Here is a 16191-nt window from a genome sequence, read left to right as displayed (position 1 = left end):
CCGGCCTCCTAGAAGAACGTACGGATGTAGTCGACCACCGTGCCGTCCGCCTGCGCCACGGGGATGAGCACCCACTTGTCGAACGACGTGCACGGGTGGGACAGCCCCAGGCCCACCCAGTCGCCGACCTCCAGATCGGCCTCCCCGGTGGTGCGCAGCCAGGCGTGCTGGTCGGACAGTCCGGTCACCGAGATCCCGGTGGCCGGGCGCTCGGCACCGTCCCGGCGCACCACCTGGGCGAACGGCAGGTCGAGGTCGTAGGCCGCGTCCCGCTTGCCCGCGTTGGTGAACGCCTGCTCGGGGGAGGGCCGGGAGACGACCTGCGTCCACAGCCGGAACGCCGGCTCCAGCGCACCCTCCTCCGGCACCCGGTTGAAGGGGGTCAGCTCGCGGTAGTGGCCGTCGTCGTGCGAGACGTACGCGCCCGAGCGCAGCAGCTTCAGCACGGGCGCGGAGAGTACGGGGACCTCGGCGAAGACGTCGGCGACCGCGTCGAACCAGGCGCTGCCGCCCGCGCTCACCACGATCTCGTCCAGCCCCGCGAACCGGCCCGCCTCGTCGAACTCCACGGCCAGCGCCACCAGCCGCCGCAGCCAGGCGTGCACCCGCTCCGGGTCCGCCCGCGGCACCTCGCCCTCGTATCCGGCGACCCCGACCAGCCGCAGCCCGCGCGCGGCCGCCACGGCGTCGGCGACGGCCGCGCACTCCGCCTCCGTCCGCACACCGGTGCGCGCGCCCTCACCGGCGGCCAGCTCGACGACCACGTCCACGGGGCGGGAGGCCCCGGCGAGCGCCGCGTCCATCAGCTCCGCCCCGCGCACGGAGTCGACGTAGCAGACGAACCGGAAGTCCGGGTCGGCGTCCAGCTCGGCGGCGATCCACCGCAGGGCCGCCGCGTCGACCAGCTCGTTGGCGAGGAAGACCCGCCGGATGCCGAAGGCGCGCGCCACCCGCACCTGGTGCGGCACCGCGAGCGTGATGCCCCACGCCCCGTGCTCGATCTGGCGGTGGAAGAGCTGCGGGGCCATGGACGTCTTGCCGTGCGGGGCGAAGGCGAGCCCGTGCCGGGCCGCGTACGTCTCCATCAGCCTCAGGTTGTGCTCCAGGCGCTCGGCGGACAGCGCGAGCACGGGGGTGGTGAAGCCGTCGGTGAACAGGTTCCGGCGCTGGGCGGCCAGCTCGCCGACGGTCAGCCCCCCGGCGTCCGGCGGGAGGCCCTTGAAGCGGTGGTCGACACGTTCCTCGGTGAGGTGGGTGAGAACGTCGAGGACCATCAAAGCCTCCCTGATCAGTGATGTTGCATATCTTGCAACACTCGTTGCGTATATCGCTCAACGCTGTCTAACATCTCCGCCACGCGGGGTCAACGGACACCGCCCCCACCCGCAGAAGAGAAGGAGCCACGCCGTGGACGTTGTCGCGCTCGGCGAGTCCATGGTGACGTTCCTGCCCACCCGGCCGGGCCGCCTCGCCGACGTGCCGTCCTTCGAGCGGGGCATCGGGGGAGCGGAGTCCAACGTGGCGTGCGTGCTCGCGGCGGCGGGCCACACCACCCGGTGGATCAGCAGGGTCGGCACCGACGGCTTCGGCGACCACCTCCTCGAGACGATCGGCGGCTACGGCGTCGACGTCTCGTTCGTCCGCCGCGATCCCGCCCGCCCCACCGGCATCTACTTCCGCACGGCCGGCGACCGCTCCACCGACGCCCACGAGGTCGCGTACTACCGGGCGGGCTCGGCGGCCTCCGCGATGTCGCCCGCCGGCGTCGACCTGGACGCGGTGCGCGCCGGACGCGTCCTGCACCTGTCCGGCATCACGGCGGCGCTGTCGGCCGACTGCCTGGCCCTGATGCGCGAGCTGACCGCCCCCCGCCCCGGCCGCCCCCTGATCTCCTTCGACGTCAACCACCGGCCGGCCCTGTGGCGCGACGCCCACGGTCCGGAGATCCTGCTGGAACTGGCCCGCCGGGCGGACATCGTCTTCGTGGGCGAGGACGAGGCGGAGGACGCGTGGGGGCTGCACGGTGCCCGTGCGGTACGGGAGGCGCTGCCCGAACCGGGGATCGTGGTCGTCAAGCAGGGAAGGGGCGGAGCGGTCGCCTTCGACAATGACACCGACGGCCTCGTGCCCGAGGACGCCACCGGCACCGCGACCTTCGTGCGGGCCCTGAACGTCGACGTCGTCGCCGCCGTCGGCGCCGGGGACGCCTTCGCCGCGGGGTTCCTCTCCGCGACCCTGCGCGGCCTGCCCGTACGCGACCGGCTCCGGCACGGCCACCTCACCGCCGCCGCCACCCTCACGACCCCCGGCGACCTCGCCGCACCCCCCTCCCGCGCCCTCGCCGACCGCCTGGCCGCCCTGGACGACACCGCGTGGGGGAGACTGCGTCTCGGCCCCGGCTGGACACAGGCCGACGAAGGGGCCGAGGAGGAGGTACGCACCCCATGAGCCAGACCGTCGACCGCGCGCTGAGCATCCTGCCGCTGCTCGCCGAAGGCCCCGCCGACCTCGGGCAGGTCGCCGACCGCCTCGGCGTGCACAAGTCCACGGCCCTGCGCCTGCTGCGCACCCTCCACGAGCACGGCCTGGTCTACCGCCAGTCCGACCAGCGCTACCGCCTCGGCGCCCGCCTCTTCGCCCTCGCCCAGGAGGCGATGGAGAACCTCGACGTCCGCGAGATCGCCCACGCCCACCTGACCCGCCTCAACGAGGAGTGCGGACACACCGTCCACCTCGCCGTCCACGAGGAGAACGAGGTCCTCTACATCGACAAGGTGGAGAGCCGCTACCCGGTGCGCATGTACTCGCGGATCGGCAAGCCCGTCGCCATCACCGTCGCGGCCGTGGCCAAGCTGCTCCTCGCCGACCTGCCCGAACACGAGCGCCGCGCCCTCGCGGAGAAGCTCGACTACCCCATGTACACGCCCCGTTCGACACCCAACCCGGCCGCGTTCCTGAAGGAACTGGCCAAGGTGCGCGAACAGGGCTGGGCCACCGACCTCGGCGGCCACGAGGAGTCCATCAACTGCGTCGCCGCGCCGATCCGCGGCGCCGACGGCCGGGTGGTCGCCGCGATGTCGGTCTCCGCGCCGAACGTCGTCGTCACCGCCGACGAACTCCTCACCCTGCTCCCGCTCGTGCGCCGTACCGCGGACGCGATCAGCGGCGAGTACTCCGGCAGAACCCCAGCGAAGGACACCTCCGCATGACCGAGAAGATCGCGCTCACCCCCGCGACCCACACCACCCCGCCCGCGAAGTTCTCCCACGGCGTCCGCAAGGGCAACATCCTCCAGGTCGCCGGCCAGGTCGGGTTCCTGCCCGCCGAGGAGGGCAGGCCGCCCACGCCCGCCGGCCCCACCCTGCGCGAGCAGACCCTCCAGACCCTCGCCAACGTCAAGGCGATCCTCGAAGAGGGCGGCGCCGGCTGGGACGACGTAATGATGATCCGCGTCTACCTCACCGACGTCGACCACTTCGCGGAGATGAACGAGATCTACAACACCTACTTCGAGGAGCAGGGCCTCACCCAGCCGCCCGCCGCGCGCACCACCGTCTACGTCGGTCTGCCCGCCGGACTCCTCATCGAGATCGACGCGCTCGCCGTCCTCGGCTGACCGCGCCCTCCCCCCCCACCGCCGTACGTCGTCACGGCACGGTGTCCCGCACCCCCGGGGACGCCGTGCCGCGATCCCCCCTGCCCGAAAGCCCCATGCCCTTACCCAGAGGACCCCCGCATGTCCCATCCGCTCCTCCCGCTCGCCGCCTCCGCACCGGCGGAGACACCACCGCACACCGGAGGACTGCTCCTCCTGCTCGACGGCACCGCCGGACTGCTGACCGTCGCCGCCATCGGCATCGCGCTCCTGCTCTTCCTGATCATCAAGGTCCGGCTCCAGCCGTTCGTCGCGCTGCTCGGCGTCTCCATAGCCGTCGGCCTGCTGGCCGGCCTGTCGGTCACCGAACTCTTCGGCACGGTCCAGCGCTCGGACGCGGTCTCCACCATCGAGTCCGGCATGGGCGGCATCCTCGGCCACGTCGCGATCATCATCGGCCTGGGCACCATGCTCGGCGCGATCCTCGAAGTCAGCGGCGGCGCCGAGGTGCTGGCGGGCCGGCTGCTCGGCCTGTTCGGCGAGAAGCGGGCCCCGCTCGCGATGGGCCTCACCGGCCTGATCTTCGGCATCCCGGTCTTCTTCGACGTCGGCATCTTCGTCCTCGCGCCGATCGTCTACGCCGCCGCCAAGCGGTCCGGCAAGTCGATCCTGCTCTACTGCCTGCCCCTGCTCGCCGGCCTGTCCGTCACCCACGCGTTCCTGCCGCCGCACCCCGGCCCGGTCGCCGCAGCCGGACTGCTCCAGGTCGACCTCGGCTGGGTCATCCTCATGGGCGTCGTCTGCGGTCTGCCGGCCGTCGTCGCCGCCTGGGCCTACTCCGCCTGGATCGGCAAGCGCATCTTCGTCGCCGTGCCGCAGGACATGGTCGAGGCCGCCGAGGAGGCCAAGCAGGCCGTCGTCGCCGAGCAGCGCGCCTCCGGCGTGGAGCCGCGGGAGGCGCCGGTGCCGCTCGGCACGGTCCTCGGCATCATCGGTACGCCGCTGATCCTGATCCTCGCGGCCACCTTCTCCTCGATCGCCCTGGACCCCTCCACGCTCCGCTCGGTGATCGAGTTCTTCGGCCACCCCTTCGTGGCCCTCACCCTCGCCCTGTTCCTCGCCTACTACCTGCTGGGCATCCGGCGCGGCTGGTCCCGCAAGTCCCTGGAGACCGTCTCCACGTCCTCGCTGAAGCCGGTCGGCAACATCCTGCTGGTGGTCGGCGCGGGCGGTGTCTTCGGCGCGATCCTCAAGGCCAGCGGTGTCGCCCAGGCGCTCTCCGACACCTTCAACGACGTCGGCCTGCCGGTGATCGTGCTGTCCTACCTGATCTCCGTGGTGCTGCGGGTCGCGCAGGGCTCGGCGACGGTGGCGATCGTGACGACGGCGGGCATCGTCGCCCCGCTGCTGGCCGAGGGGGACCACTCGCAGGCGTTCGTGGCGCTCGTCATCATGGCCATCTCGGCGGGCTCCATCTTCGCCTCGCACGTCAACGACGGCGGGTTCTGGATGGTCGCCAAGTACTTCGGCATCAGCGAGCGGGACACGCTCAAGACGTGGACGGTGCTGGAGAGCGTGCTGTCCGTGGCCGGATTCGTGGTCGCCGCCGCGCTCAGCCTCGTCGTGTGAACCGTGGTGCCCGTGTAGGCGTCCGATAACGAAGTTGGGGCTGGCTGTGTCCGGCACAGGTTTGTCGGCCATACTCCTGCGGTGTGGAGCAGCGCATAGGTTCGAGCAGCCAGCCCCTGGAAGGCGCCGGGTTCGACCCGGCCTTCATCCCCGGGCTCACCGCACCCGCGTCCGGCCGCGAGGAGGACGCGAAGGCGAAGCCGGAGGAACCGGAGGACACGGTCCCGGAGAAGACGGTCCCGGAGGACACGACTCCGGAGCCGGAACCGGAGGCGGAGGAGGAGTCCGCCCCCGAGGAGCCGGAGGCCCCCGACGGCCCCGTCTTCGAGGCGTCCGACCGGCGTGCCGCGATCGTCGCCGATCACAGCGGCGTCCGCCTGCGCCTGGACGACCAGGAGTGCGAGTTCCGCTGGGACGAGATCGGCGCGGTGGAGACGGAGACCGCCCGCTTCGGCAAGCGCTGGACGGTCACCGTCCACACCCCCGACCGCCGCTGGTACCCGCTGGAGGTCGAGGCCCCGTCCAGGAGCCGGTTCGCCGAGTGGGACGCCGGACTGGACGCCGTCCTCGACGCCTACTTCGACGAGGACGGCGACAAGTCCGCGGAGCCGGCCGGCGACCCGGCCGGCCCCGGGGAGGACGGCGAGTAACGCGGTCTAGCGGCAGTACTGCGCCTCCTTGCCGATGGAGCGGTACATGCAGTCCGCGTTCTCCAGGAGTTGCAGGACGGCGTCCCGGTTGCGGGACGTCTCCCGCTCGATGACCTCGTCGGGCGGGTAGAAGCCGCCTCCGGAGCTGGAACCCGGGTACATCTCGAAGGTGTAGCCGAAGATCTTGTGCGTGCCCCACAGGTAGTCGTCGATCGACCCGTCCGTGATGTACAGGTCGCTGGACTGCTGGGGCGTGTAGCCGTTGCTGGCCGCCATCTTCTGGCCGACGGTCCGGAACGCGTTGTAGTCGTCGGCCGTCATCCCGGTCGTGGTGTCGGAGTAGGTGTAGCCGAAGGGCCACAGCACCAGCTCGCTGTAGGTGTGGAAGTCCACGCCGGCCTTGATCTGCTGCACCCCGCCGACGACGCGGCTGCGCACGAAGTTCGCCACGACCTTCACCTCGGTCGCGGACTCCGGGGCGGAACCGCGGTAGGTGTCGGAGGAGGCGGAGCCGGAGGAGCCGCCGCAGCAGCCCCAGCGGTAGTCCCAGTTGCGGTTCAGGTCGGTGCCGACGTACGACGAACCGGAGTTGGGCTGGCGGTTCTTGCGCCAGGAGCGGTAGGAGCCGGAGGCGATGTCGTACTCGCCGCCGTCCGGGTTGAGGTCCGGGACGATCCAGATCTCACGGCCGTTGACCATGTTCGTCACGCGGGAGTCGCTGCCGTACCCGGCGCCCAGTTCGCGCAGCAGGTACAGCGCCATCTCCACCGTCAGGTGCTCGCGGGCGTGCTGGTGGTGGGTGAAGAGGACCTCGGGCTCGCTCTCGTCGGTCGCCACGTTGTCGCTGATCTTGATGGCGACGATGTCCCGGCCCTGGTAGGACTTGCCGATCACCCGCTTGCTCATGATGTTCGGGTACGCCGACAGCCGCTGGTCGATCTCCGCGTTCATCTCGGCGTAGTTGTGGTAGCGGGAGTCGGTCGAGGGGAAGTCGAAGAGCCGCATGCCGTCGGCGGCGGACGAGCGGTCGGGCGCGGAGCCCAACGGGGTGACCTCGTAGCCCTGTTGCCGCAGGGCCCGGATCTGGTCCGCCCGCCCGGAGACCACCACGGTCTCCTCGTCGGCCTCGTCCACGGTGACCCCGGACCGCTGGATCGCCGTACGGGTCACGGGAGTCGTGCGCTGGTGGATCTCGTACTGGCGGACGTCCTCGGCCGAGGGCGCGGCCCGCACGGCGCTGTCGGCGCCGGCCTGGGTGGCCGTCAGCGACAGGGGAGCGGCGAGGGCGAGGGCGAGGAGGGCGGCGAGCGCGGTGGAGCGGCGTCTGCCGCGGATGCGGAGTCGCATGAAGTCTCCTTGTGGGAGGTGGGGGTGGTCCATGGCGACGTGCGTGGTGCGGTGCGGTCATCCTGGGGGTCTGACGTGACCCGGTCAAGATAGGGGTTCCGGCCGGGCACCCGGCCCGCGGCCCCGGCCGCCACTCGACCAGGTGCATCCCGTGAAGATCCCCGCACGCCCCCTTGTCCGGCCGTCGGCCATGGGCTTTCTTGACCTTCATGGCGGACACCACAGGAAACACTCGGGGCGTCGGAGCTGCGGAAGCGCCCGGCCCCTCCCCGCGCAAGTCCAGTTGGCGCTACATCGGGCCCGGCATCGTCGTCGCGGCCACCGGCGTGGGCGCCGGCGACCTGGTCGCCACCCTCATCGCGGGCAGCAACTTCGGCTACACCCTGCTGTGGGCCGCGATCCTCGGCTGTCTGGTGAAGATCTCCCTCGCGGAGGCGTGCGGCCGGTGGCACCTGTCCACCGGCCGCACCCTCTTCGACGGCTGGGCCGGCCTCGGCCGCTGGACCACCTGGTTCTTCGCCGTCTACACCGTGATCTGGGGCTTCGTCTACGGTGCGGCGGCGATGTCGTCCAGCGCCCTGCCGCTCCAGGCGCTCTTCCCCGACGTGATGGACCTCGAATGGTGGGGCATCGCCTGCGGCTTGGTGGGCCTGGTCTTCGTCTGGTTCAACAAGTACTCCGTCTTCGAGAAGGTCATGACGGTGCTGGTCGGCATCATGTTCGTGGTGACGGTGTACCTGGCCATCAGGGTCACGCCCAACCTCGGTGACGCCTTCGCCGGCCTGCTCCCGGTCCTCCCCGACGAGAAGGACTCCGTCCTCAACACCCTCGGTCTGATCGGCGGCGTCGGCGGCACCATCACGCTGGCCGCCTACGGCTACTGGGTCAACGCCAAGGGCTGGACCAACACCGGCTGGATGAAGGTCATGCGCCTGGACAACCGGGTCGCCTACGCCACCACCGGCGTCTTCGTCGTCGCCATGCTCTTCGTCGGCGCCGAGCTGCTGCACTCGGCGAACATCGCGATCGCCAGCGGCGACAAGGGCCTGGTCCAGCTCGGCGGCATCCTGGAGGAGGAGTACGGCACGGCGACCGGCAAGCTCTTCCTGATCGGCTTCTTCGCCACTTCCTTCACCTCCCTGATCGGCGTCTGGCACGGCGTGAGCCTGATGTTCGCCGACTTCCTGGCCCGGCAGCGGGGCGAACGGGAGGCGCGGGGCGACGAGCTGGCCTCCGGCCGGCGCGAACGCTCCTGGGCCTTCCGCGCCTACCTGCTCTGGCTCACCTTCCCGCCCATGATCCTGCTCTTCCAGGGCCAGCCCTTCCGCCTGATCATCATCTACGGCGTCCTGGGCGCCGCCTTCATGCCCTTCCTCGCCCTCACCCTGCTGTGGCTGCTCAATTCCGACCGCACCCCGCGCGAGTGGCGCAACGGCTGGCTGAGCAACGGCATGCTCACCGTCGCGGGCCTGCTCTTCCTGGTGCTGTGCGTGAAGCAGATCTGGGACCAGCCCTGGTCGGAGTTCTTCTGACCCGGCCCGGGACGCGGACCGCCCCTGTCCACGGCGCCGTGGACAGGGGCGGACGGCTGTACGGGCGGTGCTACGGCAGCGCGTGCACGTGCGGGCCCACCGCGTTGGACCAGGCGTTGCCCGCCGTCGCGTCCCAGTTGGTGGACCAGGTCATCGCGCCCCGCAGGTCCGGGTAGGTCCGCGAGGGCTTGAACGTGCCGCAGTTGGTGCCCTTCGTCAGGCAGTCCAGGGCGTTGTTCACCACGGAGGGGGAGACGTAGCCGCTGCCCGCGCCGCGGGTGGAGGCCGGCAGGCCCAGGCCCACCTGGGACGGGGCGAGGCCGCCCTCCAGCTGGATGCAGGCGAGCGCGGTCAGGAAGTCCACCGAGCCCTGGCTGTAGACCTTGCCGTCGCACCCCAGCATGGAACCGCTGTTGTAGTACTGCATGTTGACGACCGTGAGGATGTCCTTCACGTTCAGCGCGGTCCGGAAGTACGAGCCGGACGTCGACTGCATGTCGATGGTCTGCGGGGCCATCGTCAGGATCATCGACGGGCCCGCCTTCGCGGACAGCGCCCGCAGCGCCTGCGTCATGTAGGTCGGGTTGAGGCCGTTCTCCAGGTCGATGTCGACGCCGTCGAAGCCGTACTCCCGCATCAGCGCGTACACCGAGTTCGCGAAGTTCGTCGCGGAGGCGGAGTCGTTCACCGCGACGGTGCCCTTCTCGCCGCCGACCGAGATGATGACCTTCTTCCCGGCCGCCTGCTTGGCCCGGACGTCCGCCTTGAACTGGTCGACGGTGTAGCCGTTCAGACCGGCGGTGTCCAGGTTGAAGGTGACCGCGCCGGGCGTGCCGGTGGCGTCCGCGAAGGAGACCGCGATGATGTCGTACTGGGCGGGGACGTCGGAGATCTTCTGCACGGCGGCGCCGTTGTTGAAGTTCTGCCAGTAGCCGGTCACCGCGTGCTTGGGCAGGGTGCCGCCCCCGGTGCCGCTCTCCTTCGTCCGGGCCGTCACCGCGGCGGACTTGGGCGACTCGCCGGCCGCGTTGGACGCGGCCACCTGGAAGGAGTACGAGGTGGCGGCGGCGAGGCCGGTCACCGTCGCCGAGGTGCCCGTCACGGCCGTCACCCTGGTGCCGTCGCGGTAGATCGTGTACCCCGTCGCGCCCGGCACCGCGTTCCACGCCAGGGACACCGACGAGGACGTCGTCCCCGAGACGCCGAGCCCGCCCGGGGTGCCCGGGACGGTGGGCTCCGGCTCCCCGCCGCCGCCCCCGTCGGGCCCGAAGACCGACAGGTCGTCCACGTAGTACGCCGCCTGGCCGTACCAGCCGTGGGTGTAGACCGTCACCGAGGTGGTGGAGGAACCGGTGGTGAAGCTCGTGGACAGCTGCTTCCAGCTGCCGGAGTCGGGGGTCCAGGTGGACACGTCCGTCGTCCCGGTGCCGGTCACGCCCAGGTAGGCGTAGCCGCCCTGCACCCACCCGCTCAGTCTGTACGTGGAGTTGGGCCTCACCGTGACGGTCTGGGTGCAGCGGGCGTTGTCCTGCCCGGCCGGGGTGGCCTTGAGGGCGGCCGTACCGGCGTGCACCGGGGAGGAGACGGTGGTGCCGCTGTTCGCCGAGCAGGTCCAGTCGCTCAGGCCCGCCTCGAACCCGGCGTTCCTGGCGTTGTTGACGTCCGCCGCGGACGCCTGGCCCGCGCCGGCGAGGGGCAGGGCGAGGGCGAGGGCGGAGACGAGGGCTGCGGCCCAGACGCGTCTGCTGCGGCCGGGCGTTCCTGGTGCGCGGTCCACTGGGGCCTCCGGTGGGGGGTGAAGGGCAGGGAGGGACGGTCGCCACCGCGGGAGGACAGCGGGGAAGGAGCGACGGCGGCCGCCGATGGAGACAAGGTGGTCCAGACCAATAGCCTTGTCAATGGGTCCAGACCAAAAAGGCGTCCCCGGGAGCGGGAGTAGTCCGGGGTGTGCGGGGGAAGCGTGGGCCCGGGGGTCCGAAGCGGGGCCCCGCGTCAAGCCGGTGCACAGGACCCACACCTACGGGGCCGGATCGAGACCGGCGAGATGCTCAACCTGCCCCGTTTTGGCGCACCTTGTACGGCAGGAGTTGCTGTACGGCTGCTCAAACGCTGTTCTCCGGCCACAGACCCGCGGATACAGTGCTGAGGAAGTCACGCAGTGAAGTCACCAGGGTGCATCGGAGTAACGCCCGGTGGGCCGACGGGCATGGGGAGAACGGGGAGCCGCGCGTGCCAACTGCCATTGCCGTGACCAGCGCCGACATGGCGCTGCCGGCGCAGGACGAACGGACCCTGCCCGCCGTGGTGCTGCGGGACGTCCACACCCGCCCGCTCGAACAGGTCCTGACCGAGCTGCAGACGCTCATCGAGCAGCACGGCCACGTCATCGTCGTCTGCTCCCGGGCCACCCCGCTCGCCGTCCGGCGCCGGCTGCACACCCTGCGCTCGCTCCTGGAGAGCGACCGCATAGCCCTGTTCAGCCCGGAGCTGCCACCCCTCGGACTGGCCGTCCTGGCCCGCCAGCTGCGCCAGCTCGCCTCCTGCGACCTCAGTCCCGGCGTCCTCGCCTCGGCCGGCCGGCTGCTGATCCACTACCTCCACTCCGGGGCGCTGCTGGGCTCCGTCGCCCGGCTCGACCGCGTCCCCGTGAACCTGAAGCAGCACGCCAAGTCCTGGCTGCCCGGCAGCCAGTTCGCCGTCCTCGCCCACCCGCAGCCGCAGCTCGTCCGCCTCGGCCCCGAAGCCGCACTGGACGGACCCGAGTTCGGCACCTGGATGCTGGTCGCCAAGGGCCCGCTCCAGTCCGACTGGGTCACCGCCTCCCTGGCCCCGTCCTGGAAGGTGCAGGGGCTGCGCGAGACACCGCTTCCGGCCGAGTCCCCGACCTGGTGGGGGACCGGCCGGCTGATCGAGTTCTGCACCTATCTGCCCGACCTGTCCGTCCTGTACCAGCTGGTCACCTCCGTGCGGCGCGGCACCTGCCACTGGTGCGGCATCGACGTCATCGGCGACCGGTGCGTGTTCTGCTCGGCCACACCACCCGACCAGGAAGGACCGCCCCCGGCCCGGACCGGGCACCGGGCGATCGCCGGGTGAGTCCCGCACCCCGGGGCACCCGGCGCACCGCACGCCCCGGGGCGGCGGCCCCGCTTCACCCGGCCCGCCCGGGCCACCGTCCACCGCACCCGCTCCCGCCCGATTCCGCTCGACCGATATCCCCAACGAGGTTGTACGGTTCATGAACTCCCGTCAGCGCCGCGGCGTGATACTCCTGCTCCTGTCGGTCCTGTGCGCCCTCGGCGCGTTCGCCGGCGTCCTCTCCGTCATCGACGACGTGGAGTCCAAGGTCGGCCCCGAGGTCACCGCGTACCGGCTGAAGTCCGACGTGGCGCCCTACACCGCGCTCGGCAGAGGCCAGTTCGAGAAGATCTCGATGCCCGAGCGGTGGCTGTCCGAGAACGCGGTGACCGATCTGCGCGAGATCCAGGACAAGATCGCCGTCACCACCCTGCGCGAGGGCTCCCTGCTGCAGACCGACATGATCGTGGACCGGCCCGCCCTGCGACCGGGACAGCAGGAGGTCGCCATCATGATCGACGCGGCCACGGGCGTGGCCGGCAAGATCACACCAGGGTCCACGGTCAACGTCTACGCCACCTTCGAGGGGGAGCGCGAGGGCGACCCCTCCCAGTCCAAGATCATCGTGACCAACGCCCAGGTCCTGGACGTCGGCCGGCTCACCGCCCTGCGGCCCGACGAGAGCGACCGCGACCGGCAGGCCACCGAGGCCGTCCCGATCACCTTCGCGCTGTCCACCATCGACGCCCAGCGCATCACCTACGCCGAGTCGTTCGCCCAGCGGGTCCGGCTCGCGCTGGTCGCCCCCGGAAGCGACACGGCCGTCCCGGAGCAGGACCGGACGTACGAACTCGCCAAGGACAAGTGAGAGGCCCGCATGCCCACGAGGATCCTCCCGGCAGTCGGCGACCCGGACGCGGCCCGGTCCATCACCACACTGCTCAGCCAGCTCCCGGACGCCGAGCCGGTGGCCCCGGTGGCCGACTCCACCCAGCTCATCGACACCCTCGCGCGCCTGGCCGCCGAGTCCGTCGACGAACTGCCCGAGGTCGTGGTCGTGCACGAGCGCATCGGACCCGTCCCCGCCCTCGAACTGATCCGTGAAGTCGCCCTGCGCTTCCCGTCCGTCGGCGTCATCCTGGTCACCTCCGACGCGAGCCCCGGACTCTTCCAGGCCGCCATGGACTACGGCGCCCGCGGCCTGGTCGCCCTCCCGCTCAGCTACGAGGAACTCGCCAGCCGCGTCCAGGCCGTCGCCCAGTGGTCCGTCGGCGTACGGCGCCACCTCGGCTCCGGCGGCGACGTGTTCACCGGCGTCGGCGGCACCGTCGTCACCGTCAGCGGCTCCAAGGGCGGCACCGGCACCACCCTCACGGCCATCCAGCTCGCCCTCGCCGCCCAGGCCTCCGGCCGCAGCGCCGCCCTGGTCGACATGGACCTCCAGACCGGCGACATCGCCTCCTACCTGGACGTCCAGTTCCGCCGGTCCGTCGTCGACCTCGCCGCCATCACCGACATCTCCCCGCGCGTCCTGGCCGACGCGGTCTTCCGGCACGACACCGGCCTCGCCCTGCTGCTCGCCCCCGGCGAGGGCGAACGCGGCGAGGACGTCACCGACCGCGCCGCCCGCCAGATCGTCAGCGCCCTGCGCTCCCGCTACGACGTCGTCGTCATCGACTGCGGCGCCCAGCTCGGCGGGGCGGGCGCGGCGGCGGTGGAGATGGCCGACACGGCCCTGCTGGTCACCACTCCCGACGTGATCGCCGTACGGGGCGCCAAGCGGGCGGTGCGGATGTGGGACCGGCTGCAGATCCGCAAGGCGGAGGAGACCACGATCGTCGTCAACCGGCACACCCGGGGCACGGAGATCCAGCCCCCGCTCATCCAGCGGATCACCGGTACCGCGGTGGCGGCCACCACGATCCCCGCCCACTTCAAGGAACTCCAGGGCGTCGTCGACGCGGGCCGCGTCCACGAACTGGAGAGCAGGAGCACGGTGAAACAGGCCCTGTGGGGCCTGGCCGGCGAACTCGGCCTGGTCAAGGCCGCCGAGGGCGCCCACAGGACGGGCCGGCTGCGCGGCGACCGCGGCGCGGTGAGCTTCCGGCGGCGCAAGGACGCGGGGGGATGACATGAAGACGGTACGGCGGGCCCGTGACCGGGGCCAGGTCACCATCGAGTTCCTCGGCATGACGCCGACGATCCTGGTGACGCTGGTGGTGCTGTGGCAGCTCGTGCTCGTGGGGTACACGTTCACCCTCGCGGGGAATGCTGCGGACGAGGCCGTACGGGCGGCGACGGCGGCGGCACCGGGCGCACGCCAGGGCGCCTGCCAGGCGGCCGGGACGGACAAGCTGTCAGGAGCGTGGGCGGGGGGAGCGAGCGTGAACTGCACGACGGCGGGCGGCTTCGTCACCGCCGACGTCACGCTGAACGTGCCCCTCCTCTTCCCGGGCACCGTCTCCATCCCGTTCGACGTCAAGGGCCACGCGGGCGCGGTCGAGGAGGAGACGGACTGAGATGCCGTACCGCACGCCGAACGCGCCGTCCCGCGCGCCGCATCCCGCCCCGTCCCGCCCGGGCCCCCGTGACCGCGACCGTCGTGACCGCGACCGTCGTGACCGCGACCGTCGTGACCGGGGCCGTCGTGACCGAGGCCTTCGTGACTGGGGGCAGGTCGCCATCGAGTACCTCGGCTTCCTCCCGGTCCTGCTCCTCGTCGCCATGGCCGCCGTACAGCTCGGCCTGATCGCCTACACCGCCCAGCAGGCCGGCACCGCCGCCCGCGCGGGCGCCCGCAGCGCCTCGCTCGACCAGGCCTACGGCTCCGCCTGCACCGCCGCCGTCAGCGACTGGCTCGCCGACGGCACCTCCTGCGCGGGCGGACCCGGCGGCGACGAGGTCACCGTCACCGCCACGGTCGAGATCCCCTCGATCGTGCCGGGCTGGAGCTTCGACCCGGCCCGCAAGACCGCCACGATGCCGCTAGACCACTGAGGAGCAAGCGACTCATGAGCCTGCGGGCACGCATCAACTCCCCCGAGGAGACGGCCGGACGGGGCGAGGACGGCCACCTGGTCGCCTCCTACCGCGCCAAACTCCTCGAGGAGATCGACCTCGCGGAGATGAGTTCGCTGGCCGCGGCCGAGCGCCGGGCCCGGCTGGAGCGGGTCCTCGGCCACATCATCAGCCGCGAGGGCCCGGTCCTGTCCACCGTCGAACGCTCCCAGCTGATCCGCAGGGTCGTCGACGAGGCCCTGGGCCTCGGCATCCTCGAACCGCTGCTGGAGGACGCGTCGATCACCGAGATCATGGTGAACGGCCCCGACGCGATCTTCGTCGAGCGCGGCGGCCGGGTCGAGCAACTGCCCCTGCGCTTCGCCTCCAACGACCAGCTCATGCAGACGATCGAACGCATCGTCTCCACCGTCAACCGCCGCGTCGACGAATCGAACCCCATGGTCGACGCCCGCCTCCCCTCCGGCGAGCGCGTCAACGTCATCATCCCGCCGCTGTCCCTGACCGGCGCCACCCTCACCATCCGCCGCTTCCCGCGCTCCTTCACCCTCCAGGAACTCATCGGCCTCGGCTCGCTCGACGAGCACATGCTCTACCTGCTGGCCGGCCTGGTGCAGGCCCGCTTCAACGTCATCGTCTCGGGCGCGACCGGCACCGGGAAGACCACCCTCCTCAACGCCCTCTCCGGCCTCATCCCCGCCGGCGAACGCATCATCACCATCGAGGACTCCGCCGAACTCCAGCTCCAGCAGCCGCACGTCATCCGCCTGGAGTCCCGCCCGCCGAACGTCGAGGGCAAGGGCCAGGTCACCATCCGCGACCTGGTGCGCAACAGCCTGCGCATGCGCCCCGACCGCATCGTCGTCGGTGAGGTCCGCGGCGGCGAGTCCCTGGACATGCTCCAGGCGATGTCCACCGGCCACGACGGCTCCCTCGCCACCGTCCACGCCAACAGCGCCGAGGACGCCCTGATGCGCCTGCAGACCCTCGCCTCCATGTCCGACGTGGAGATCCCCTTCGTGGCCCTGCACGACCAGATCAACAGCGCCGTCGACGTGATCGTCCAGCTCACCCGCTTCGCCGACGGCGCCCGCCGCATCACCGAGGTCGCCCTGCTGGAGAGCCACGGCTCGGAACCGTACCGGCTGACCACCGTCGCCCGCTTCGACGCCCGCCCGATGACCGCCGACGGCCGCGTCCACGGCGTCTACGCCCACCACCCCCTCCCGCGCCGCACCGCCGACCGCCTCTACATGGCGAGCCAGCCCATCCCGCAGGCGTTCGGCGTCGCCCAGTCCTCCGACCAGCTCGCCATCCGAGAAGCCAGGTAGGAACCGTCCCC

General features: G+C 71.5%; 15 protein-coding genes. 12 read left to right on the top strand and 3 right to left on the bottom strand.

The features are described from left to right. Window positions 1-8 precede the first annotated feature (8 nt). Complete coding sequence (locus tag FHX78_RS12390; RefSeq protein WP_145867511.1) at window positions 9-1274, bottom strand: amino acid deaminase; 1266 nt, start codon at window positions 1272-1274, stop codon at window positions 9-11. Between the two features lie 133 nt (window positions 1275-1407). Between FHX78_RS12390 and FHX78_RS12385 the strand changes: the two genes are divergently transcribed. The 5 genes from FHX78_RS12385 (at window position 1408) to FHX78_RS12365 (ending at window position 5874) form a co-directional block, all read left to right on the top strand. Continuing rightward, window positions 1408-2448 carry a sugar kinase gene (locus tag FHX78_RS12385; protein WP_145867510.1) on the top strand — a complete coding sequence of 347 codons (1041 nt, stop codon included), beginning with the start codon at window positions 1408-1410 and terminating at the stop codon, window positions 2446-2448. Next, window positions 2445-3209: an IclR family transcriptional regulator gene (locus FHX78_RS12380; protein WP_145867509.1), complete on the top strand. Its 765-nt coding sequence runs from the start codon at window positions 2445-2447 to the stop codon at window positions 3207-3209. The genes FHX78_RS12385 and FHX78_RS12380 overlap by 4 nt, the downstream gene beginning before the upstream one ends. After that, window positions 3206-3616 carry a RidA family protein gene (locus tag FHX78_RS12375; RefSeq protein WP_145867508.1) on the top strand — a complete coding sequence of 137 codons (411 nt, stop codon included), beginning with the start codon at window positions 3206-3208 and terminating at the stop codon, window positions 3614-3616. The genes FHX78_RS12380 and FHX78_RS12375 overlap by 4 nt, the downstream gene beginning before the upstream one ends. Before the next feature lie 120 nt (window positions 3617-3736). After that, a complete protein-coding gene (locus tag FHX78_RS12370) occupies window positions 3737-5224 on the top strand; it encodes a GntP family permease (RefSeq protein WP_145867507.1) in 1488 nt (495 codons plus the stop codon). Window positions 5225-5307: 83 nt separating this feature from the next. Beyond that, entirely contained in the window at window positions 5308-5874 is a 567-nt protein-coding gene (locus tag FHX78_RS12365; RefSeq protein WP_145867506.1) for a hypothetical protein, read from the top strand. A 6-nt stretch (window positions 5875-5880) separates the two neighbouring features. Here FHX78_RS12365 and FHX78_RS12360 read toward each other — a convergent pair whose 3' ends face one another. After that, entirely contained in the window at window positions 5881-7221 is a 1341-nt protein-coding gene (locus FHX78_RS12360; protein WP_145867505.1) for a M14 family metallopeptidase, read from the bottom strand. 209 nt (window positions 7222-7430) lie between these two features. On the opposite strand from FHX78_RS12360, the gene FHX78_RS12355 reads away from it, so the two are divergent. After that, window positions 7431-8753 (top strand): Nramp family divalent metal transporter, encoded by a 1323-nt coding sequence (locus FHX78_RS12355; protein ID WP_145867504.1) that lies wholly within the window; start codon window positions 7431-7433, stop codon window positions 8751-8753. 70 nt (window positions 8754-8823) lie between these two features. Here the strand turns inward: FHX78_RS12355 and FHX78_RS12350 are convergent, their stop codons facing one another. Further along, a complete protein-coding gene (locus tag FHX78_RS12350; protein ID WP_145867503.1) occupies window positions 8824-10530 on the bottom strand; it encodes a chitinase in 1707 nt (568 codons plus the stop codon). 470 nt (window positions 10531-11000) lie between these two features. Here FHX78_RS12350 and FHX78_RS12345 point away from each other — a divergent pair, with 470 nt between their 5' ends. The 6 genes from FHX78_RS12345 (at window position 11001) to FHX78_RS12320 (ending at window position 16180) form a co-directional block, all read left to right on the top strand. Next, window positions 11001-11849 (top strand): hypothetical protein, encoded by an 849-nt coding sequence (locus FHX78_RS12345; RefSeq protein ID WP_167531966.1) that lies wholly within the window; start codon window positions 11001-11003, stop codon window positions 11847-11849. Window positions 11850-11991: 142 nt separating this feature from the next. After that, a complete protein-coding gene (gene cpaB / locus FHX78_RS12340; RefSeq protein WP_145867502.1) occupies window positions 11992-12699 on the top strand; it encodes a Flp pilus assembly protein CpaB in 708 nt (235 codons plus the stop codon). 9 nt (window positions 12700-12708) lie between these two features. Continuing rightward, window positions 12709-13962 carry a CpaE/TadZ family protein gene (locus tag FHX78_RS12335; RefSeq protein WP_145867501.1) on the top strand — a complete coding sequence of 418 codons (1254 nt, stop codon included), beginning with the start codon at window positions 12709-12711 and terminating at the stop codon, window positions 13960-13962. A gap of 1 nt (window position 13963) precedes the next feature. After that, the gene (locus FHX78_RS12330) at window positions 13964-14350 is read left to right on the top strand and encodes a pilus assembly protein (protein ID WP_145867500.1); all 387 of its coding nucleotides are present in this window, start codon (window positions 13964-13966) and stop codon (window positions 14348-14350) included. Window positions 14351-14513: 163 nt separating this feature from the next. After that, on the top strand, window positions 14514-14828 hold the full coding sequence (locus FHX78_RS12325) for a TadE/TadG family type IV pilus assembly protein (protein ID WP_229923866.1): 315 nt from the start codon (window positions 14514-14516) through the stop codon (window positions 14826-14828). A gap of 14 nt (window positions 14829-14842) precedes the next feature. Then, window positions 14843-16180: a TadA family conjugal transfer-associated ATPase gene (locus FHX78_RS12320; RefSeq protein ID WP_145867497.1), complete on the top strand. Its 1338-nt coding sequence runs from the start codon at window positions 14843-14845 to the stop codon at window positions 16178-16180. Window positions 16181-16191 lie beyond the last annotated feature (11 nt).

Source organism: Streptomyces capillispiralis (genome assembly GCF_007829875.1).
GTDB classification, from domain to species: Bacteria; Actinomycetota; Actinomycetes; order Streptomycetales; family Streptomycetaceae; genus Streptomyces; species Streptomyces capillispiralis.
The sequence above is the reverse complement of the archived record's forward strand: the minus strand, read 5'-3'. Positions and strand labels throughout refer to the sequence as shown.